The sequence below is a fragment of the Mycobacterium sp. genome (genome assembly GCF_051006775.1).
Taxonomy (GTDB): Bacteria; Actinomycetota; Actinomycetes; order Mycobacteriales; family Mycobacteriaceae; genus Mycobacterium.
This window is the reverse complement of the sequence record NZ_JBPCSX010000034.1, coordinates 16,405-38,249: the sequence shown is the minus strand read 5'-3', so window position 1 is coordinate 38,249 and position 21,845 is coordinate 16,405. Positions and strand designations below refer to the sequence as shown.

At 62.5% G+C, this 21,845-nt stretch carries 19 protein-coding genes; all 19 read right to left on the bottom strand.

The features are described 5' to 3' along the window. A partial coding sequence (locus ACR2JI_RS02475) for an MCE family protein (RefSeq protein ID WP_526387659.1) occupies positions 1-1,033 on the bottom strand: 1,033 nt, incomplete at its 3' end. Next, complete coding sequence (locus ACR2JI_RS02470; protein WP_526387657.1) at positions 1,030-2,319, bottom strand: MCE family protein; 1,290 nt, start codon at positions 2,317-2,319, stop codon at positions 1,030-1,032. The genes ACR2JI_RS02475 and ACR2JI_RS02470, both read right to left, overlap by 4 nt. Continuing rightward, entirely contained in the window at positions 2,316-3,344 is a 1,029-nt protein-coding gene (locus tag ACR2JI_RS02465) for an MCE family protein (RefSeq protein WP_526387655.1), read from the bottom strand. The genes ACR2JI_RS02470 and ACR2JI_RS02465 overlap by 4 nt, the downstream gene beginning before the upstream one ends. A gap of 40 nt (positions 3,345-3,384) precedes the next feature. Beyond that, positions 3,385-4,839: an MCE family protein gene (locus ACR2JI_RS02460; protein WP_526387653.1), complete on the bottom strand. Its 1,455-nt coding sequence runs from the start codon at positions 4,837-4,839 to the stop codon at positions 3,385-3,387. 2 nt (positions 4,840-4,841) lie between these two features. Beyond that, positions 4,842-5,687 carry an MlaE family ABC transporter permease gene (locus ACR2JI_RS02455; RefSeq protein WP_526387651.1) on the bottom strand — a complete coding sequence of 282 codons (846 nt, stop codon included), beginning with the start codon at positions 5,685-5,687 and terminating at the stop codon, positions 4,842-4,844. A 10-nt stretch (positions 5,688-5,697) separates the two neighbouring features. Continuing rightward, a complete protein-coding gene (locus ACR2JI_RS02450) occupies positions 5,698-6,414 on the bottom strand; it encodes an MlaE family ABC transporter permease (protein WP_526387649.1) in 717 nt (238 codons plus the stop codon). A gap of 1,090 nt (positions 6,415-7,504) precedes the next feature. Beyond that, a complete protein-coding gene (locus tag ACR2JI_RS02445; protein ID WP_526387647.1) occupies positions 7,505-8,077 on the bottom strand; it encodes a hypothetical protein in 573 nt (190 codons plus the stop codon). Continuing rightward, a complete protein-coding gene (locus ACR2JI_RS02440) occupies positions 8,074-8,688 on the bottom strand; it encodes an Rv1363c family protein (RefSeq protein WP_526387645.1) in 615 nt (204 codons plus the stop codon). The genes ACR2JI_RS02445 and ACR2JI_RS02440 overlap by 4 nt, the downstream gene beginning before the upstream one ends. A 129-nt stretch (positions 8,689-8,817) precedes the next feature. Next, a complete protein-coding gene (locus ACR2JI_RS02435) occupies positions 8,818-9,966 on the bottom strand; it encodes an acyl-CoA dehydrogenase family protein (protein ID WP_526387643.1) in 1,149 nt (382 codons plus the stop codon). Positions 9,967-10,020: 54 nt separating this feature from the next. Continuing rightward, positions 10,021-10,851 carry an SDR family oxidoreductase gene (locus ACR2JI_RS02430; RefSeq protein ID WP_526387641.1) on the bottom strand — a complete coding sequence of 277 codons (831 nt, stop codon included), beginning with the start codon at positions 10,849-10,851 and terminating at the stop codon, positions 10,021-10,023. After that, a complete protein-coding gene (locus tag ACR2JI_RS02425; protein WP_526387639.1) occupies positions 10,848-12,389 on the bottom strand; it encodes an AMP-binding protein in 1,542 nt (513 codons plus the stop codon). The genes ACR2JI_RS02430 and ACR2JI_RS02425 overlap by 4 nt, the downstream gene beginning before the upstream one ends. 40 nt (positions 12,390-12,429) lie before the next feature. After that, positions 12,430-13,872: an MCE family protein gene (locus ACR2JI_RS02420; RefSeq protein WP_526387637.1), complete on the bottom strand. Its 1,443-nt coding sequence runs from the start codon at positions 13,870-13,872 to the stop codon at positions 12,430-12,432. 1 nt (position 13,873) lies between these two features. Beyond that, positions 13,874-15,031 (bottom strand): MCE family protein, encoded by a 1,158-nt coding sequence (locus tag ACR2JI_RS02415; RefSeq protein ID WP_526387635.1) that lies wholly within the window; start codon positions 15,029-15,031, stop codon positions 13,874-13,876. Beyond that, positions 15,028-16,305: an MCE family protein gene (locus ACR2JI_RS02410; RefSeq protein WP_526387633.1), complete on the bottom strand. Its 1,278-nt coding sequence runs from the start codon at positions 16,303-16,305 to the stop codon at positions 15,028-15,030. Before ACR2JI_RS02410 ends, ACR2JI_RS02415 begins: the two co-directional genes overlap by 4 nt. After that, the gene (locus ACR2JI_RS02405) at positions 16,302-17,633 is read right to left on the bottom strand and encodes an MCE family protein (protein WP_526387631.1); all 1,332 of its coding nucleotides are present in this window, start codon (positions 17,631-17,633) and stop codon (positions 16,302-16,304) included. The genes ACR2JI_RS02410 and ACR2JI_RS02405 overlap by 4 nt, the downstream gene beginning before the upstream one ends. After that, positions 17,630-18,661, bottom strand: coding sequence for an MCE family protein (locus ACR2JI_RS02400; protein ID WP_526387629.1), 1,032 nt, complete (start codon positions 18,659-18,661; stop codon positions 17,630-17,632). The genes ACR2JI_RS02405 and ACR2JI_RS02400 overlap by 4 nt, the downstream gene beginning before the upstream one ends. Then, positions 18,658-20,010, bottom strand: a complete 1,353-nt coding sequence (locus tag ACR2JI_RS02395; protein ID WP_526387627.1) for an MCE family protein — start codon at positions 20,008-20,010, stop codon at positions 18,658-18,660. Before ACR2JI_RS02395 ends, ACR2JI_RS02400 begins: the two co-directional genes overlap by 4 nt. A 4-nt stretch (positions 20,011-20,014) precedes the next feature. Further along, positions 20,015-20,824 (bottom strand): MlaE family ABC transporter permease, encoded by an 810-nt coding sequence (locus tag ACR2JI_RS02390; RefSeq protein WP_526387625.1) that lies wholly within the window; start codon positions 20,822-20,824, stop codon positions 20,015-20,017. Positions 20,825-20,891: 67 nt separating this feature from the next. Then, complete coding sequence (locus ACR2JI_RS02385; protein WP_526387623.1) at positions 20,892-21,689, bottom strand: MlaE family ABC transporter permease; 798 nt, start codon at positions 21,687-21,689, stop codon at positions 20,892-20,894. Positions 21,690-21,845: the final 156 nt, after the last annotated feature.

The following is a 21,845-nucleotide window of genomic DNA, read 5'->3' as shown; positions in this document are numbered from 1 at the left end:
GCTTGGAAGATTCTTCGGCTCCAAGCTTCGATGCCGCCTGCACTGCCCCACAAAGGAACTGCAGCGGGTTGGAGAGGAAGTTGGTCGCCAGGATGCCCGTCAGCGCCCCCTGAGACGGCTGATAGAGGTTCAGGAAGTTCGCGAACGCCGGGGTCGACGTATGGAGCACCTGCTTGATGTCGTCAAGGCTCTCGTCGAGTGCCGTCGACACCGACGCGAGCTTGTCCGAAGTGGTACCGAGCGATTCGCGATTGTCGGCGACGAAGCTCTGGACATCCGCGACGACAGCATTGATGTCAGCGGTCGCATGTCCCAGCTCATTGGGCTGGTTGGACAACAGGCTTGTCGTCGCTGCGAAGTTCAGGTTGAGATTGCGCAGCAGGTCCCGGCTGCTCTCAAGTGCATCCACCAATATCGACAGGTTCTTGACGGTGGTGAACAGGTCGTCGCTGTGATCACCGAGCGCCGAAAACGCCTGAGACAGCTTGATCAGCGTGTCGCGGATATTGCCACCCTGCCCGCGCAGATTGTCCGCGGCTGTGTTGACGAAGGCACCGAGGGTGCTGACTCCGCCGGGTTGGGTCGGTTGCAGCGTCTCCGTCAGTCGCTGCAACTGGACGCGGAAGTCGTCGAACTCAACGGGAACCGCGGTGCGGTCCTGGTTGATAACCGCCTTGTCCGCCATCCTGGGGCCGCCGGTGTAGACAGGGGTCAGCTGTATCGCGCGGACGCTGACCAACGAGGGCGACAGAACGACGGCCTTGGCGTCGGCGGGCACAGCGAATTTGTCGTCATACCAAAAGCTGATCTTGACGCGCAGGGGTTCGGGATCGATTCTGTCGATCTTGCCGACCGGCACCCCCAAGATGCGCACCTCATCGCCGACGAAGATGCCGTTGCTGTTGGCGAAGTAGCCGACTACGTGGACACGGTTGACGTTCGTGGCAGACGTGGTCACGGTCAGCACACCGGCGACCAGAAGTACCGTGAGTACCGCGGCCAGTACCGACCGCGTGAAGCGGGGAGGCTTCATCCTTCATCCCCCGCGCTGAGGCCCGGTACCTGGCGCACGCCTTGCCCCATGGCCGGCTGCTGGTTGGGCGGGCCCAGCGCCGGAGGCCCCGGCGGCGGACCACCGGGGGGCGGTGCCGGCAGAGGTTCACGGTACGGGTAGCGCGGGTCGCCAGGTTTACCGGTGATTGCGTCGGGCAGGGTGAGGTTCGGTTCTCCGCCCTGGCCTGTTCGTGGCATCGGCACCGGCAGCGCCGGAGTCCCGGGCTGACCCAATTGCGGGTCAGCACGTTGGGATGGCGCCAGCACGTTGGGATCTAATCCCAGGTCAGAGAATGCAGCGTCGATGAAGGGCTGCACGAACTGCCCAGGCAGAAGGTTGGCCACATAGGCGCTGAAGAAGGGGCCCGAGGACACCGCTTCACCCAGCGAGGTGGCGTAGTGGGTGAATCCCTTGATCGACTTCTGCACTTCGGCTTTGTGATTGTCGATCATGGCGAGCGCGCCGTTCAGCTTGTCCAGGGCTGGTTGGAGAGTGCTGCGGTTATCGCCGATGACGCCCTTGATCTGTAGTGCGACCGCAGAAAGATTGCCCGAGATCTGGTCTAGGGCAGCTCTTTGCGTTTGGAGCTGCGCCAGTAATGCGTTCGAGTTCTTCACAAGATCGACGATCTGATTGCTGCGTTCGGCGAGTACACCAGTGGCCTTGTTGGCATTGGACAGCAGGTTCCGAAGTTCCGCATCCCGCTTGCCCAGGATTTGCGAAAAGCGGGAGACCCCGGCGATCGCCAATCGCAGGGACGGAGGCGTGTCGGAGAAGGTGGTGGCAAGTTCGGCGAGTGAGTCCGAGATCTGAGTGGTGTCCAGACCGCTGATTGCGGTTGTGAGATCGCCCAGGGCATCGGGCAACTGGTAGGGCGAACGTGTGCGATCCATCGCAATCGGTTGAGACTGACGCCCATCACCGCGAGGGATGACCTCGAGAATCTTCGCGCCGAGGAGGCTCTTGGTCTTGATCGCCGCCTCCGTGCGATCACCGAGGTGGATATCGTTAGCGACCTTGAACCTGACCAGAACCCGCGGTCCGTCGAGTTCGATGCTGTCGACCTGGCCAACCCTGAAACCCGAAACCTGCACGGGTGCCAGGGGAATCAACCCGCCGGCCTCGGCGAAATATGCGGAGTATTCCGTGGACTGGTCGACAAACGGGAGCTTGTCGTAGTTGAGTGCCGCGATGATGGCGATGGCGGTGACCCCGATGCCGGTGGCTCCCATGATGAACGGGTTGCGCTCTGCGAACATCTTCATCGCGGCGTGCACCTCCCAGTGTCCTGGCCGGCCAGCTTCACATACACCGGTTCGCCTCCTTTTCCATTCACCTTGAGAACGATCTCGCACAGATAAAAGGCGAAGAAGTCGCCGTATAGACCCTGGCGTCCAAGAATTTGATACGCGTCTGGCAGCGTCTTGAGCAGGTTGTTCACGAAGTCATGGTCGGCGACCACTATCCCTGCCGTGCGGTCAGTTTCGTTCACGACTTTCTTGAGCGGGGGGCGCCCCTGGGCGAGGAGATCGGCGATGCCGCCAGCGGCTGCGTTGGCATAGGCAACGGTGTTACTAAGGTCCTGCTTGCGGTCAGCGAGGGTCTTGACCAGATCCGAAAGCGATTCGACTGCCCTGGCGAATTGTGTGCTCTGATCACCCAGCGATCCCAGCACGGTATTGAGGTTGAGGATTACCTGCCCTATCAGCTGGTCACGGTCGGCCAACGTATTCGTCAGCGCCGCAGTCTGATTGAAGAAGGACGTCAACGTTGCACCCTGCCCCTGGAACGCCGCGATCAGCTGACCTGTCAACGCGTTGACCTGATCTGGATCCAGCGCGCGGAACAACGGTCGGAAGCCACCGATGAGGGCATCGAGGTCCAACGCCGGCGAGGTCTGTGCCAGCGGGATGGTGTCGCCGGGATTGAGGCGTTTGGTACTACCGACGCCCTCCTCCAACTCCATGTAGCGCCCGCCGATCAGGTTGTCGTAACGGATGACTGCGCGGCTGCCCTGGGTGAGAACCACCGAGTCGTCGGCGTTGAACTCGACCAGCGCGGTGGTGTCCGGCAGGATCGAGATGTTCTTGACCTTGCCCACCTCGACCCCCGCAATGCGGACGAACTGGTCAACCTCGAGCCCCGTCACGTTGGCGAACAGCGCGCGATAGGCCTTCCCGGACTGAAAACGCAGCTGTCCGAAGATGGCGAACATGGCGAAGATTGCCAGGGAGCAGACCGTCATGAAGATGGCGAGGCGCCAGATGGCACCGCCCAGGTTGTCCCTCACGACTCATACCTCCCGACGTGTCCAGTTGTGAATGCAGTTGTCATGGCCCGGGGATTCCGGGGTTGGGGACCGGGACTGCCGGCGTCGGTTGCACGCCTGCCGGGTTGGGAACGGGGAACGGTTCCGATCCAGGCGGTGGCGGGCCGGCTTCGCGTGGCGCTCCAGGAGACGGGGCCGGCGGCAGGCCCGGGTACAGCGGCGTTCCGTCGGGCGCGTAGAGCTGGGCGCCGTAGGCGGGCGCACCCGGGTAGGGAATCGGCCCGGGACCGGGTCCGCCCTGGTTGCGGATGCTCGGCGGCTGCGGGATACCGCGGGTGACCGGCAGGTAGTTGGCATAGCCGGGGAATCCGATGGCCGGATTGGGACGGTTGTCCAGTCCGGTGCCGAACCCCGTGTTCGTCACTAGGTTGCGGACCGGCCAGTTCTTCGCGACATCCGGGAGCGACCCGCAGCCGGGCTTTCCACCCGGCCCCCCCTTGGCGCCGTTGATGGGCAGGTTGTCGGGGAACTTGTAGGACTCGTCGCCGGCCAGGAGTGCGACGTCGAGGATGACGGACTTGCCGTTCGCGCCGCCGGTGACAGTCTCGAATCCCGTATCGATGACATTCTTGGCGCCCAGCAACATGCAGGTGAACTCGGGGTCGTACTTCATCAAGAGGCGGGTGGTGGATTCGAGCTGGTTTACGGTGGTGATGAGGTTGTCCTTGTTCGGCGCAAGCAGATTGACGCCTGCGTTGGACAGCCCTGTCACGCTTAAGAGCACCGAGTCCAGCTGCTTGGCGTTCTCGACGATGGTGCTGCTGGTGGTGCTGGCCGCATCAAGGACGGTGAGGATGTCCTGGGCCGCCGCAGCGTAGGTGTCGCTGAAACCGTTGAGCGACTTCAAGTCCCGTCGTATGGCCTCTGAGCGTGGGTTGATCTGTTGCAGCACTTCATTACCGTCCGAGATCGCCACTCCCAGCATCTGACCCTTACCCCGGAGTCCCTCGGCCAGAGCCGACAGCGTGCCGTTGAGTTTCGCGGGGTCGATCTGCTTGAGGACACCGGTGAGGTTCTGAAACACCGTGTTGACCTCGGTGCTGACATTGTCGGACACGATGACCGCCCCCGCGGCCAGCCGAGCGCTGCTGGGCTTGTCGGGGTAAACGAGGTCCACGTACTTGGCACCGAAGGCAGTCGTCGCGCGAATGCGGGCTTTGATGTTGGCAGGCACGTACTTGAGTTGGTCGCCGTCGAGTTCCAGCGCGAGGCTGACCTGGTCGCGACCACCCCGGATGTTCTTGACCTGTCCGATCTGAACACCACGCAGTTTGACCTTGGCGCCGTTCTCCATTACGAGACCCGCGCGGTCTGACTTCAGCGTGACCGGAGTGTAGGACCGAAGGGAGTCTGTGAAGCTGGCCATGGTGAGCACGATGATGGCGACGATGGTGGAGACGAGGATCAGTGCCCACCATCCGGGCTTCAACCGGCCTTCGCCGCGCGATGATTCCATGGTCAGCCCGAGAGGTTGAAACCGCCGGACCGGCCGTAGAGGGCCAGTGAAACAAAAAGCGTGACGAAGACCGCAGCGACTAGCGAAGTGCGTACAGCACGCCCCACGGCCTCCCCCACACCTGCCGGCCCCCCGGATGCGTGATAGCCGTAATAGACGTGTACGAGCATGACCACGACAGCCATCGAAATCGCCTGGAGGAACGAGAAGATGAGGTCGTACGGGTTCAGGAATGTCTTGAAATAGTGGTCGTATACGCCCGTCGACTGGCCGAAGATCAGCGTGTCACCGAGCCTGGTGGAAAGAAATGCCATCAGCACCGCTACGCAGTACAACGGGATCACCACGATGACGCCTCCGACCACCCGGGTCGAAGCGAGGTATGCGACCGATCGAATCCCCATCACCTCCAGCGCGTCGATCTCTTCGCTGATCCGCATCGCACCGAGCTGCGCCGTGGCGCCGGCACCGATTGTGGCCGCGAGACCGATACCCGCGACCAGTGGCCCCACCAGTCGAACGTTGAGGAACGCCGAGGTGAAGCCGGCGAGCGCATCCACGCCGACTTGCTGGAGCTGTGTGTAACCCTGGATGGCGATCAAAGATCCGGCCGAGAACGTCAGGAATGCGACGATGACGATCGTCCCGCCGATGATCGCCAGTGCCCCATTGCCCAGGCTCATTTGGGCAATGAGACGTAACAGCTCGGACTGATACCGCAGGGTTGCGTCACCGACACCCCTGATCGTCTGAATGTAGAACTGGGCCTGCCTGCCGAGCTGATTCCAGGCCTCTACCACTCCGACGAGGGTCCGTTGCAGCCGCGGATACATTGTGCTTGCGGTCATTGGTGGGTCCTCACCTTCCGAACGTCGCCTTGACCGCGACGCCGGTGGCGATCACGTTGATGACGAATAGAGCCAAGAACGTGAAGACCACCGTCTCGTTGACGGCGTCTCCGACGCCCTGGGCGCCACCGCCAACGGAGATGCCCTTGTAACAGCCGATGAGTCCCGCAGCGAGACCGAATATGGCCGCCTTCACCAGGCAGATAACGACCTCGGTGGGTCCGACCAGAAGGGTGAGGCCGGCGGCGAATGCGCCAGGAGTCACGCCTTGGAAGTACACCGCGAATAGGAAGCTTCCCACGATGCCGACCAACGTGACCAGCGATGCCAGCATCAGCGAGACGAGGGTGGCGGCGAGTACCCGCGGAACCACCAGCGCCTGCACCGGGTCGATTCCGAGCACGCGCAGCGCGTCGAGTTCCTCGCGGATGGTCCGCGCGCCGAGATCAGCGCAGATCGCGGTCGCTCCAGCCCCCGCGATCACCAACACCGTGACGATTGGACCGATTTGCGTGACGGCGCCGAGTGCCGCGCCAGTCCCGGAGAAGTCGGCCGCACCGATTTCGTTCAACAGGATGTTGATGGTGAATGTCGTCAGGACCGTGAACGGAATCGCCAGCATCACCGTCGGGAACAGCGACACCCGGGCGATGAACCAGGTCTGCAGAAGGAACTCCCGCCACGCCCACGGGGGCCGGAAGAGATATACCACGACGTCGAGAGACATGGCGAAGAAATTGCCCACAGCACGCACAGGCGCTGAGGCTGCGCCGTTGCCTAACAACCGGCCTCCCCCCGCCCTGGTGCATGTTCCGTCATGTGGAGTAAGCCCCTTCGCGACACCGTCCGATAATACGATTCGTAAAGCGATTCAACACATAATCCAGCCGTCTAAAAACCCTACACTAGAATTTCTGCGGTAAGCGGCCGATCCAACTTCACGATCATCGCGAGGCCGGTTCTCAGTTTGACCCTACCTACCCTGACTGCGTCCAACTCGCACCGCTCCGAACGCCCTCGACCTGTATCCGTCTCGCGGACCTCCCGCCTATCGTAGAGGTGCATCATCGCAGGTTAGAGATCTGATGGCGGCGGCGTCGATGGTTGCCAGAGACGCGGCCCGGATCTTAGGAGCACTACGATGCGACCCTACCCTTACTCGTATAGGAATTGGTCGCAAATATTCGGCAAGTAGCGCCGATCAACCCACACCAATTTCTTCATTCAATCGTTGGAAGTGCCCCTGCTTTAATAAGCATTGTTTGGATATGTATTTAGAAGTGCGGTGAATGGACGGTAAAAGATTTTGGTTACCGCCACCTGATCCGCAATGTATTCGCCGAGCAATTTGTGAGGGCCGTCAGGTCAGGCATATGGCGCCTCAGGCACCGCGTGTGCACGGGCATGACCACCGGCGACGGCCGAAATCATGACGGTTGCCGACCAGTCGAGCGCCTAGTCGCGAGTTTCCTGGCGGCGTCGCGGCCTCGCTGTACTCAGAAGCCTGGATCAGCGGCAACGCTGTTCGGCGTGACGCCAGAAGAAATGCCATCTTTGAGTGACGTGACAAAATTAGAAAGAAATTATCTATCTATCTATCTATCTATCTATTTGTTCGGGTCTCCTAAGTGATGGGCTGAAAGCCAGATGGCACCAGGCTGAATAAACTGCTGGATATCGTCCTGCGGCACGTATGCCGGCCAGCCCGCTATCAGGCTCAGCTCATCGCAGAGTGCACCGGCGGTCGCGAGGGCATCAATGCCTTCATCAGCAAGCGTGCACCAAAGCGCGGCCAAAGGACCCTCGCGGGCAAGCCGCTAGACGGGCTCAAACCCCGACACCAACCACCGGCCGTCTACCAGATCCAGGGTAACCCTCACGCTGGAGGCTGTGTTGGTAGGCGCACTCTTGCCGATTGTGACGGACTGATCGACGAAGACGAGTGCTACCGCGTGATTCGGTGTCGCCGACACCGATGCGGTGGCCGGCACTTGCGCGACGGCGGAGATCTTCTTTTCCTTGGATCCGGGGATCACAACCTCGTTGACAAGCTTGGTGTATTCGGTGAGGAATGACCCGGTGAGCCGGTCTCGCGCCGCGTTGAGATCTTGCTCCACGGTGTCGGTGTTGTAGCTCAGCATTGCCGTCGCGGCATCACGGGCCGCTGCGACCGATTGCATGGCAGCGACATTGGACAGGCGTCCAGACGAATTCTGCCAGTTCAGGTAGCCGGCCAGGATCCCGAGGGCTAAGGCGAGTGCCGGTAACAGAGTGAAGACGAGTTTGCGTTGCCGGTCCGCCCGAACTGACTCGTTCACATCGGCACGGATTTCCTCGTTGTCGCCGGTCTGCTCCTCCGGCGCTGAGTCGTCAGGCGTGTCCGCGCTCACGGGACGAAGTCCACATTCGATATCTTGGCGCCGTCACCCTCGTGGGCGACCGTCACGCGCATTCGCCAATAGCGGGGTTGTTCCTCAGCCTTACCGTTACTGGTGGTCTTGACCGTAACGGCAACAAGGACCTTGCCCTGTTCCCCGTCAAGGGACTCCAACCCCGCTTCGGTGACTGTGCCGACGGACTTCGACCTGGCCTGTTTGACGACTTCAATGAATGGCGCCGAGCGGTTCTGGAAGTCATCGTGGAACTGGCCGGTCGCCGAATCAAGGATGCGCTGAACATCGCGCTCAGCATGCTCGTAATCGATCGTGGTGAGGTTGACCGCTCCTTGTTTGGCGACCTGTATCAACAGCGCACGTAGATGAGCGTCCTGGCGTGTTTCGTTCGTGTTGTAGGCCAACCATCCGCACAGGACGACCAGTGCGACCACGAGACCTAGCCCAACGATGCGCCCTAGCCTGATCGGTGACGTATCAAGACCGGTCAAGCGTGACTCCGACTCGGCGGTGGTCGTCCCATCACCGGCGCGGGCAGCGAGTTCCGACGTCTCGGACGTCTCTTCTACCGCCGGCGTTGGGATGCCACCGCCTTCCTCGTTTTCCATCTGTCCTCACTGTTCGCGTTCGCACGGATGCATCTCCCAGCTACGGCGCGTCCAGGATGCTCTAGACACCTGGCGGCGTAGGCCACCGCCCTGCCTACCGTAAAGATCCGCCAATAAGGGACCGTGCCTTCATGATTGGTTCGCCGCTAATCCGCGGGCGATTACCAGCCGTTGAATCTGATTGGTGCCCTCGAAGATCTGGGTGATCTTGGCTTCGCGCATATACCGTTCGGTGCGGTAGTCGCGGGTATAGCCGACTCCACCCAATACCTGCACCGCGTCGGTCGTGACCTTCATTGCCGCGTCGGTGGCGATGAGCTTGGCGATACTGGCTTGCTGGGAGTACGGCAGCCCGGCGTCTCGGCGTCGAGCAGCGTCCAGATAGGTCGCACGCGCGCTGGCGACCGCGGCGGCCATGTCTGCCAGCAGGAAGCCCAGTCCTTGATGGTCGATGATCTTGCGGCCGAAGGTGCTTCGGTCATTGGCGTAGGCGGTTGCTTCGTCGAGGGCGGCCTGAGCGAGTCCGACGGCCACCGCCGCGATTCCAAGGCGGCCTGCATCCAATGCACTGAAAGCGATCTGGAGACCGTCGCCCTCCTCACCGATGCGCCGGCCGGTCGGCACTAACACATTGTCGTAGAACGCCGCGGTAGTCGGCACCGCGCACAGGCCCATCTTGTCTTCGGGCTTTCCGAAACTGAGTCCTTCGATCCCGGCGGGGATCAGGAAGCAGGAAACTCCGCGGGAACCTTCGCCGGTGCGGGCGAACAATGTGTAGAAGTCGGCGATGCCGCCATGGGTGATCCAGGCTTTCGATCCATTGATCAGGTAGCCGTCGTCGGAGAATTTTGCCGAACACCGCAGTGCCGCAGCGTCGGAGCCGGCCTGGGGTTCGGACAGGCTGTAGGCGCCGATCTGGCTGCCTGACAGCATGCCGGGTAGCCAGGTGTTCTGCTGTTCCTGGGTACCGAAAGCCAACAGTGCGTGGCAGGACAGCACGTGGACGCTGACTGCGACCGCGACTGCGGCCCATCGAGCCGCCAGTTCTTCCAAGACCTGGAGGTAGACCTCGTAGGACTGTCCTCCCCCACCCCATTCCTCAGGCTGGGGCAAGCTGAGCAGACCTGCTTGGCCGAGTTGAGCGAACACACCGTCGGGATAGGTCTCGGCGCGCTCGTGTTCGTCGACGATCGGGAGAAGCAAGCGGTCGGCGACATCACGGGTCAGTTCTATGAGGTCAGCGGCGTCTTCGTTGGGCAGTAGTCGATCGACCGCCACGGGTGCTCCTATTCGTGTTGAGGCGACTATTTCTATGTGTGGGTGACTTCAGTTCTATGGTTGGGTGGCTTCAGCGACCGCACGGCTGATTGCGCCGAGCCCCGACAGTCCCAGGCCGCCGTCGACGACGATTCTAGCTCCGGTGACGTAGCTGGCCAGCGGTGAGGACAGAACCACTGCCATGGCCGCGATCTCCTCAGCGCGACCGAAGCGTCCGAGTGGGACGGCGTCGGTCCACGTTTCGACGCCCACCGGCGCAGTGAGCCGGCGCATTCCTTCGGTGCCCTCGATAGGTCCCGGTACGACGGAGTTGGAACGGATTCCGTAGTGACCCCACTCCAGGGCGAGGTTGGTCATCAGGTTTTCGATGCCGGCTTTGGCGGCCCCGACATGGCTCTGATGGGAGAACGGCAGGTATGCCTGGCCGGCAGAGACGAACAGGATGCTGCCCCGGCTGGCTTTGAGGTGTTCGAAGGCTGCGCGGGCGGTGTGGAAGCTGCCCAGCAGGTCGATCTCGACGACCGCTCTGAATCCCTTTGGGCTGATCGCTTCTGCGGCGGAGAAGAAATTCCCGGCGGCCCCGGCGACGACTGCGTCCAGGCGACCGAACTCGTCCGCGGCGAAATTGACCGCAGCCTGCAGGGCATCGAAGTCGCGGACATCAGCCGGAGTGGTGATCACCCGCACTGGATGCGCCCGCCGAAGTTCGTCAGCGGCGTGTTCAAGTTTCTCCGCTGTACGGCCGCAGATCGCAACATCGGCACCGACGGATGCGAAGCCCCGGGCGACCGCGAGGTTGATACCGCTGCCCCCTCCGGTGATGAAGACGGCCTTGCCGGCTAGGAGCGTTGGGGAAACAAGCTCGTTCAGCGGGGTGATGCTCAATGTTCGGATCCGCTCCGGAACTGTTCCTTGAGTTTGTTTTTCACGAGTTTCCCTGTTGGAGTTCTGGGTAGCTCATCGACGAAGTCCACCGAACGGGGGGCCTTGAAATGGGCAATCCGCTCGCGGACGTAGTCGATCAGTTCAGCGGCCAGTGCATCGGACTTCGATAGGCCCGCTGTCAGTTGCACGACGGCTTTGACTTCTTCACCCATCTCGGGGTGCGGCACACCGATCACCGCGACATCGTGGACGGCCGGATGCAGAGTCAGAGCGTTCTCCACCTCCTGGGGGTAGATGTTGACCCCGCCGGAGATGATCATGAATGACTTGCGGTCGGCCAGGTAGAGGTATCCGTCCTCATCGACGTAGCCCAGGTCCCCGACAGTTGTCCACGAGGGATGGGCGGGATGCTGCGCCTCGGCGGTCTTTGACGGATCGTTGTGGTACTCGAACGGAAGCTGGTCGCGCTCGAAGTAGACGGTGCCGATCTCGCCGGTGGGCAACTCGGTGCCCCGGTCGTCACAGATATGCAGCACACCCAGCACGCTGCGACCCACCGAGCCGGGGTGTGCCAGCCAGTCCGCGGAGTCGATGAACGTCATACCGTGCGCCTCGGTAGAGCTGTAGTACTCGTAGAGGACCGGACCGACCCATTCGATCATGGCCTGCTTGACATCGACCGGGCACGGGGCAGCCGCGTGGATCAGGATCCGCAGACTCGATAGGTCGTAACGGTCGCGAACGATGTCGTCGAGCTTGAGGAGCCGCACAAACATGGTTGGCACCATCTGGGCGGCGGTGGCACGGTATTTCTCGATGTACTTCAGCGTCGCTTCGGCGTCGAATTTCTTCATCAAGACGACGGTGCCGCCCAAAGCTTGGACCATGCCGCACCACCGCAACGGCGCCGCGTGATAGATCGGTGCCGACGATAGATATACATCGGAGGAACCCATCCCGAAGATGCCGCTGGCGATGGCGACGATCGGATCGCCGGGTTCATCGACGCTGCGTTGCGGCAGTGGGGGTTTGACGCCCTTGGGGAAGCCTGTGGTGCCCGATGAGTAGAGCATGACGGCGCCGCACGGTTGTTCGGTCAAAGCAGGACCCGCCGATGTCAAGGCATCTTCATAGCAGGCGAAACCGGGTACCGCGCCACCGAAGGCCAGCCGCACATCGACGGTGTCGAGTTGTCCCGCCACCTCAACGGCCAGGTCCCGAATATCCGCGGAGACGATCAACGCGCGGGCACCGGAGTCTTTGACGATGTAGGCGGCTTCAGCGGGAGTCAGGTGGTGGTTGATCGCGGTGATGTAGAGACCGGATCGGTGGGCGGCCCAGTACACGTCGAACACCGCTGCGGCGTTGTCGGACAGGACCGCCACCACGTCGCCGGGGCGCAGACCGGCTTCGTGCAGCACTGCGGCAAGTGCCGCAGAGTTGCGCTCGAGTTGCTGATAGGTCACGGTCTCGCCACTCTCAGCGAGGATGATCGCGGGCTTGTCGGGGGTGGTGCGCGCATGTAGACCCGGGTACATCAGAGCCTTTCGTCCAGGGACGCAGGAACGTGGATCATGATCAGCTCCCAGCCGGCGTCAGCATCGACTGCCACGTCTTCTCTGCCGGCGCGTTCGTGGCGAGGTCCGACTGTGTGTATCGGCGACCGTCCGGTCCGATGTATCCGCCTGTCGTGGGGTCGTACATCACACCGGCGATCGGCGGCGGTGGCGGTCCCTGAGACGCAGTGCCCGGCGGCAGATGCGGGATGTCCTGACCGGTCACCGTCGCGTTCGGGTCGCCTTTCCAGTTGTATCCGTCGTTGAGGGGCACGTAGTTCTCGTCACTCTCACAGAGCTTGACCGTCGCGGCTCGCTTCCCTGGTCTGGTCTCACAGGGGATGTTGCGGGCGCCGCGCACATTGAACGGAGAATCCTGCGGCACACGGCAATACAGGTCTCCCGGGGCACGGTCGGGGTAGTCCACCAGGGCGGCGCTGCGCGTCTGCTGGGCCGGCAGGAAGCCCGTAGTGCAGGTGGGTGGCAGGTTGAGGTTCAGGTTGAAACTCAAGTACGCACCCTTGTAGGGCTGGTTGGTGTTGACATTGGCCATGAACGAGCCCTGCTCGATGGCAACCAACTGCGGCAACAACACGAGCAGCTGTTCGATGTCGTTGGAGTAAGCCAAGCCGACCTGTCCGACGCTCGCCAGATTGGCCATCAGGATCGGTAGCGTCGGCTGCAGTCGCTCGACGAGCTGGCGGGCCTCGTCCAGTGCGGGTGCGCCCTCGTTGATGATGCCGCCGACCGCAGCGTCGTGGTCCTTGAGCTGACGTGTCACGCTGGCCACCTGGGACGCCCATGTGCTGATGGCCTGCGAGGTCTTCGTCTGGGAATCCAGGATCGGCTTCGAATTGTCGATCAACGCCAGTAGCGGATCGAGGTTCTCCCGCGCATCGAGCGACAACCTGATGGTTCCGTCGACGATGGTCGACAGCTCCGGGCCCAGGCCACCCACGGCGTTGTACGACTCATCGATGACCGTCTTGAGATTGTCGTTCGGTACCGCTTGCAGTCCGGTCCGGACAGCGTCGAGGACAGCGTTGATATCGCGTGGCACCGAGGTGTTGTCGACCGTGATGACGTCTCCATCCCGCAGGGGTGTTGACGTCGTATTGCGGGGCAGGAGTTCGACATACTGTTCGCCGATCGCCGACTGGCTGTGCACTTCAGCCTTGAGATCGCGCGGAATGTCGATCCCGGATTTCAACGACAACGCGGCGACGACACCCGAGTCGGTCAGGCGGATCGACTGCACGCGGCCCACTTCCGAGCCGCGGTAAGTCACATTGCTGGTCTCATAGAGGCCACCGGTTCGGTGCAACTGCATCATCACGACGTAGTGCCCGACGCCGAAGAGCTTGACTGGCAGCTTCATGTAGCGGAAGCCCATCACGGTCAAGGCGATCAGTGCGATCACGGTGAAGATGATCAGCTGGATTCGCGCCTGGCGATTCAGATGCATGTCACGGCCCCTGATCCCAGCGGTACGGGGCGGTGAGCGGGTTGGCCGGAGCCGAAGCACGGCCGTCCAGACACGGACTGGGGAACTGTCCGATGGTGCGCCCCCATTGCAGTTCGAGTTGAGTCAGGTTGCACTCCCACCGGGTTCCGGTGAACAGGCCGGCGTCGAGTCGACTCAACGTGAGGTCGATGACAGCGGTGAGATTGGCCGAGTCGCCGCGCTGCCACTTATCGATATTGGCGTTCGGGAACGGATAGGTCGGCAGGACGCCCAGTGAGCGGGTCAGTGCCGGGCCGGCATTTGCCAGTGATTCGAGTACCGGACCGGCCTGCTGGAGTTCCTTGACGAGATTCTCTTTGCTTCGGTTGACCGTGTCGGTGGTCAGTGCGCCGAACTTGCTGATCTCAGTAGCTGCGTCGACCAGATTGCCCTGTTGATTGTTGAGCACCGCGAGGGCCTCGGGAATCGTTTGGACCGCGCGATCGAGTACCGGCCGCTGCGCGGCAAACTTCCCGATGAGGTTATTGAAACTCTCTGTCGCCGCGATGATGTCGCCGCTCTGCTCATCGAGGTTCGCGGCGAATGTGTTGGATTGCTCAAGCAGGCTTCGCACATCCTGCTCGCGGCCAAGGAAGGCGGTACTCAGGGATTGGATGATGTCTCCGGCCTGGCCCACGCCGCCACCGTTGAGTACCAGTGACAGTGCAGCCAGAGTCTGTTCAGGGGTCGGTGATGCCGCTGTGCGGGACAGCGGGATCAGATCGCCGTTATGCAGCTTTCCCTGCGGCGGCTGATCGGTGGGTGCGGCCAATTCGATATGCAGGGATCCGAACACGGTGGTGAGGCCGACTTTCGCCGTCGCGTTGGCCGGCAGCGCAACGTTGCCGTTGAGCACCATCGTCACCAGGGCGTGAGTTCCCTCGAGCTCGATTTTGGAGACGTGTCCGACAGTCACATCACCCACGCGCACTCGCGAGTTGGGCTGAATATTGCTCACGTCGGGCATCTGCGCGCGTATCTCGAACGCTCCCGGACCATTGCCCTCAGTGCCGGGCAGGGGCAGCGAATTGAGGCCCTTCCATCCGCATCCGGACATCGTGGCGACGATCGCCGCCACCACGGCACCGGCCGCCAGACGACGGGTCCATGTTCGCTTCATGAGCCGCCCCCGCCCGGGTTCATCAGTCCGGACAGGCCGGCCGCCGGATCGGCGGCGGCTGCACCCGGTGCCGGTGCAGGCGGGTTGGTCTTCGTCGGGACGAAATCCGGGCGCATCCAGTCCTCGCTGTAGGTGACTTCGTTGGGTCTGGCCTGGGCACCGACAAAGAGGTTCTCGCCCAGTGGGGGGAAGTTGTACTGACGGTTCTTCACGATGGGCGCCAGGTATTGCGCGCACAGTTTGGAAGCCTGTTCGGCTCCCATCCGGGACGCGGCCTCGATCGCTCCGCACAGGAATGAGACCGGGTTGGCGAAGTCGTTGATCTGCAGCGCCCCCGTCAGGGACCCGTTGGCCGGTTCGTAGATGTTGTTGAAGTTCACCGCCACATCAGGGGCGATGTGAAGGAACTGCTTGACGTCATCGAGGCTGGCGATGACGGCGTCGCTGATCGATTGCAGTTTGCCTGTTGCGTCACCGATCGGCTCGCGGTTCTCCGCGACGAAGCGTTGGACTTCACCGACGACACCATTGAGGTCCTCGACAGCGCGGCTGACCTTATTCGGGTCATCTGCCAGCAGAGCTGAGACCTGGGCGAGATTGACGTTCAATTGAGCCAACAGATCGCTGCTGTCGTGGAGTCCGGACACCAGGGTGGACAGGTTCTTGATGGTGCCGAAGACATCGGAACTGTGATCGTTGAGCACGGAGATCGTCGTGGACAGTTTGACGATGGTTGCGTGAATGTCGGTGCCCTGTCCGGCCAGGTTCCCGGCCGCCGAGTTGATCAATGCGCCAAGCGAGCTGACCCCGCCGGGCTTGGTCGGCTGCAGCATGTCGGTGAGTCGCTCGAGCTGGGCGCGGACGTCATCCCATTCCACCGGGACGGCCGTGCGGTCTTGGCCGATGACGGCTCCATCGGCCATGGTCGGGCCACCGGAGTACGGGGGTGTGAGCTGGATGGCGCGCCCGGTCACCAGCTGGGGTGACAGGATGACGGCCGCGGCCTCTGCGGGCACCTTGAATCTGCGGTCGAACCAGAACGTGATCTTCGACCGCAGCGGCTCCGGCGCAATCTTGGTGACCTTGCCGACGCTGACTCCTCGAATACGGACGTCATCGCCGACGAACAAGCCCGTGCTGTTGTCGAAGTAGCCGACCACGGTGGTTCTCGAGGACCTGTCGATCAGGGTGGTCACCGACAGGTATCCGGCGACGAGCAGGGCTACCAGGGCCGCCGCGAGAAGGACCCGTGAACTGCGCAGCCGGGCGGTCACTGGGTGCCTCCACGGGCGGTGTCTTCTCCGGGAGCCGGAACCAGCACCGGTGACGGGCCCAACGGGACCGATGCCTGGCCCGGTGAGGGTACCGGCGGCCCGGGTGGCGGACCGCCTGGCACAGGTGCCGCGGGCTCCGGCCGGTAGGGATAACGGCCCGGGTACTGCGCCGGTAGGTGTGGGTCCTGATTGCCGGTGATCGCGTCGGGCAGCGTCAGGCGCGGATCTCCCCCCTGACCGGTGCGTGGATACGGCACCGGCAGCGGCGGGGTCCCGGGTTGTCCGACCTGGGGGTCGGCAAGCTGAGACGGCAACATGGTGGCTGGATCCAGTCCGAGGTCGGAGAACGCCGCGTCGACGAAGGGTTGGACGAACTGGCCGGGTAGCAGATTGACCACGTACGCCTTGAAAAACGGCCCCGCCGACACCGTCTCCCCCATCGCCATCGCGTAGTTGTTCAGACCTTTGATGGCCTTCTGGATGCGTTCCTTACGGGTGTCCACCAGCGCCAGAACGTCATTGAGTTTGTCCAGCGTCGGCTTGAGCTGCTGTCGGTTCTCGGCGATGAACTGTTTCAACTGGCGGGCGACAGCGGAGATGTTTCCGGTTATCTGATCCAGTGCCGCACTTTGGGTCTGCAGAGCAGACAGCAGTGCGTTGGTATCCCGGACGAGGTTCACGATCCGGTCGGTGCGTTTGGCGAGGACACCGGTTGCCTTGGCGGCGTTGTCGAGCAGATTGCGCAATTGCGCGTCACGCGAGTTCAGGGTGTCGGCGATGCGAGCCACGCCCTGCACGGCACTGCGTAACTGCGGCGGTGTGTCGGCGAAGGTCTGCGCGAGTGTCGCCAGCGAGTCCGAAAGTTGATTGGTATTGATACCGCTGATCGTCGTCGCCAGCTCGCCCAGTGTGTCAGGAAGCTGATACGGCGATTGTGTTCGATCCATGGGAATGGGGCCGCTGAGTTGACCCTCACCGCCCGGTACAACGTTCAACTCCTTGGTCCCCAGCAGGCCCTTGGTTCTGATGGCCGCCGTCGTGCCCTTACCGAGGTGGATGTTGCCGGGCATGGTGAAAGTGACCAAGACTCCGGTGTCATCAAGGTCGATGCCGGACACCTTGCCAACGGGGTACCCGGAGACCTGAACGATCGCACCTTCGAACAAACCAGCCGAATCCGCGAAATACGCGCTGTGGCTCTTATTGGGGTTCAGGAAGGACAACTTCTGATTTCCCAGCGCTGCTGCGACCAACGTCAGAATCAGCGCGATGCCAATCGCACCGAGTACCAACGGATTCCGCTCGGAGAAGCTCCTGGTCAGTTTCACTTGGGCGCACACCGTCCTGTGCTCTGGCCGGCGACTTTCACGAAGACCGGCTGGCCACCCTTTCCATTCAGTTTCAGCACGACGTCGCAGAAGTAGAAACTGAAGTAATCGCCGTAGATGCCCTGTCGGCCGAGCATCTTGTATTTCTCGGGCAGAGTGTCGAGGAGATTGGCAAGGTAGTCCTGGTCGGCGAGGACTGCGTCGCTGACCCGGCCCGTCTCAGTGATGACCTTCTTGGCCGGCTCCTGGACCCGGGCAAGCAGATCGGCAACGGTGCCCGTCGCCGCGTTGGTGTAGGCGATCGCATTGGTGATATCCGTCTTGCGCTGAGCCAGTCCGTGGACCAGGTCTGACAGCGACGTGACCGCTTTGTCGAGCTGATCGCTCTGGCCACCCAGCGTCCCCAGAAGCACATTGAGGTTGTCGACGACTTGTCCGATCAGCAGATCCCGGTCCGCCAGGGTGTTGCTGACGGTCGCGGCCCGAGCGAGGAACGAGGCGATCGTGGGCCCTTCGCCCTGGAAGGCCGAAAGCAGCTGTCCGCTCAGATCGTTGACCTGGTCGGGCTCCAGTGCCCGGAACAGCGGGCGGAAACCGCCCGTGACCGAGTCCAGGTCGAGCGCTGGTTGGGTACGGCCCATCGGGATGGTCTGGCCCGGCTTGAGTACCGCCGTGCCGCCGGGCCCTTCCACCAGAGCCAGGAATCTGCCACCGATCAAATCGTCATAGCGGACTTCGGCACGAGTTCCCTCGGTGAGAATCGCTGCCTCGTCGGCGGTGAAGTCCACCCGCACCGACGCGTCGTCGTTGACGGCAATGTGCTTCACCTTGCCGACCTCTACGCCGGCGATGCGAACCATGTTGCCCTCACGCAGACCGGACACATCGCTGAAATCGGCGCTGTAGGACTTGACGGCGTTAGAGAACCGGGCCTGTGCGAACACGACCATGGTCAGGCCCAGCGCGAGAGCACAGACCGTCAGGAAGATCCCCAGCCGTATTGCGGTGCCACGCAGATTCCGGATCATGGCGGGGTGTCTCCGGACTCCGGGCCGGCGGCCGGCGGCACCCCGGGCCACAGCGGCTGACCATCGGCTCCGTACAGCGCGGCACCATACGGTGGAGAGCCGGGATAGGGCTCAGGTCCCACAGCCGGACCGGGAAGACACTGGCGAATACTCGGTTCCTGCGGGATCGCCCGGGTCACGGGGAAATAGTCCGCCCAGCACGGTTGGCCGATTCCGGGGTTCGGCCGGATGTCGAGCCCGGTTCCCCAGCCGGTGTTGGTGACCAGTTGCCGGACCGGGAAGTTCTTGGTCGCGTCCGGAAGTGATCCGCACCCCGGTTTGCCGCCGGGTCCGCCTTTGGCGGCGACGATCGGCAGATTGTCAGGGAAGACATACGGATCGTTACCGGGCAGAAGCGCGACGTCGACGACGAAGGTCTTGCCGTCGCCACCGAACACCGGATCGGAATGATCGACCACCCACTGAGCGCCCTGCAGCATGCAGGTGTACGAGGGGCTGTATGTCGCCAGCAACCTCGTCGTCGGTTCAAGACTGTTGATCGCCGAGACCAGGCTGTCCTTGCTCGTGCCGAGAAGTGTTGTTCCGCCGCGGGACAGCCCGATTGCGTTCAGCAGTAGGCCGTCAAGCTCACTTTGGTGGTTCACGACCGTAGTGCTGGTTGTGGACGCCGAATCCAGGATGCTGAGGATGTCCTGCGCTGCGGCGCCATAGGTTTCGCTGAGGCTCTTGAAGGAACGGACATCGTCGCGAAAGACATCACTGCGGGCGTTCAGCGCGGTCAGGACTTCGTTGAGCGCGGTAGTCGCCTTGCCGATACGTTCGCCCTTGCCACGCACCGCATCAGCCACCGCTGTCAGGACGGCGTTGAGCTTCATCGGGTCGACCATCTTGAGCAGGTCGACGACGTTCTCAAAGACGGTGTTGACTTCGGTCGTCACGTTGGAGGCCGTCAGCACGGCGCCGGCGGGTAGCCGTTGGTCTTCGGGGCGTTCCGGATAGACCAGGTCGATGAATTTCGCGCCGAAGATCGTGGTGACGTTGATCCGGGCCCCGACGTTGGCCGGAATGTAACGAACCTGGTTGGTGTCGATGTCGAGCAGCATGCGGGCGTTACCCTGGCCGCCTTCGATTTTGCGCACGCGGCCGACATCGACCCCGCGCATCTTCACCTTGGCGCCCGTCTCCAGAACCAGGCCCGAACGATCCGACGTCAGCGTCACCGGTACCGAGGACCGGAAGGTTCCGCTGAAGGATGCCACGGTGACGAAGACGAATACCGCGATCAGCGCGATCAGGAATAGCGGCCACCATTCGGTCGGTATGCGGTGCTGACCGCGCCTGGGTTGCACGGGTCTAACCCGCCAGCCGGAAGTTGCCGGACTGGCCGTAGACCGCGAGCGTCACCGCCAACAGAACGAAGGCTCCGACCACCATGGATGCACGGACCGCCCGACCGACGGCCTCCCCCACGCCGGCGGGGCCACCCGAGGCGTTGTAGCCGTAGTACGTGGAGACCAGCATCACCACGACGATCATCACGATGGTCTGAAAGAAAGACCACGCCAGGTCAGTCGTGTTGAGGAACGTATCGAAGTAATGGTCGTAGACACCGGACGGCTGCCCGTAGATCCAGGTGGTACCGACGCGAGCCGCCAGGAACCCCATGATCAGAGCGATCGCATACAGCGGGATGACCACGATGGTCCCCGCCAGCACGCGAGTCGCGGCCAGATAGGTCACGCTACGGATGCCGATCACTTCCAGTGCATCGACTTCCTCATTGATGCGCATCGCCCCGATCTGGGCGGTGGCGCCGGCCCCGACAGTGGCCGTCAGGGTGACTTGAGCGGTTCCCGGCACGATGAGTCGCGGGATGAAGAAGGCCGATGCGAAACCGGTGAACGCTTCGACACCGACCGATTGGAATTGGGTATAGCCCTGGGCGGCCACGACGGCGCCCGTGCTCATCGTCATGAACCCGACGATGACGACCGTTCCGCCGATCGTCGCCAGAGCACCGGTTCCCAGACCCATTTGCGCGATCAGCCGAAGGACCTCGGTCCGGTAATGAATCGCCGCATCCGGAATGGCCGCCAGAGTCATGAAGTAGAACCGCATCTGATCGCCGATTCGCAACCACTCCGCAACGAACTTGGCCTTCATTCGCGCAAGTCGTGGAACGCGTCGCGCAGGGACCCCGCTGCTCACTTCGGTCATTTCGGATTCGCCATCACTTGAGGGTGAATTGAACGCCGACAGCGGTGACGATGATGTTGATGGTGAACAGCACCATGAAGGAGAAGACGACGGTCTCGTTGACGGCGTTGCCCACGCCCGCCGGTCCGCCGCCCACCGATATGCCCTTGTAACAGGCGATCAGGCCGGCCCCCAGTCCGAAGAGGAATGCCTTGACCAGTGACACGATCACATCGCCCAGCCCGGTCACCACGGTCATCCCGGCCACGAACACGCCGGCGGAGACATGCAGGGCGTACACGCAGAACACGAATGACGCGATCATTCCGACCAGCACGACAAGGCCCATCAATGCCACCGACACCGTCGTCGCGGCCAGCACCCGGGGAATGACCAGGGCCTGAATCGGGTCGATGCCCATCACCCGCTGCGCGTCGAGTTCCTCGCGAATGGTGCGGGCGCCGAGATCGGCACACATCGCGGTGGCGCTCGCCCCGGCTGTCACCAGCACCGTCACCAGGGGGCCGATCTGGTTGACGTTGAAGAACGCGGCTCCGGCGCCGGAGAAGTCGGCCGCCCCGAACTCACTGAGCAGGATGTTGAAGATGAACGTGTTGATCAGCGCATACGGGATGATCATGAGCACCGCCGGCAGCACCGACACCCGGGCGACGAACCAGGACTGGTCCAGGTATTCCTTCCACGCCAACCGCGTGGTGAAGATGCCCACGAAGACGTCCAGCGACATCCCGATGAACTGTCCGACCGACCGGATCGGCCGGACCATCGGCTTGATCAAGGGTGCCGCGTACGAGGGAAGGGACATCACCATGATCCAGCAATGCAAACATTCAGCAGCGCCCACGGTCAGATGCCTAAAGAGGGTGTTTCCTATACCGAATGGGGTAGTGCCCGCGAGACGGCCCGCTACCGCGGTGCCGAAAACCGGTAGAGCGGGCTGCTCGTACCCGGTTTCTGACCAAGAGGG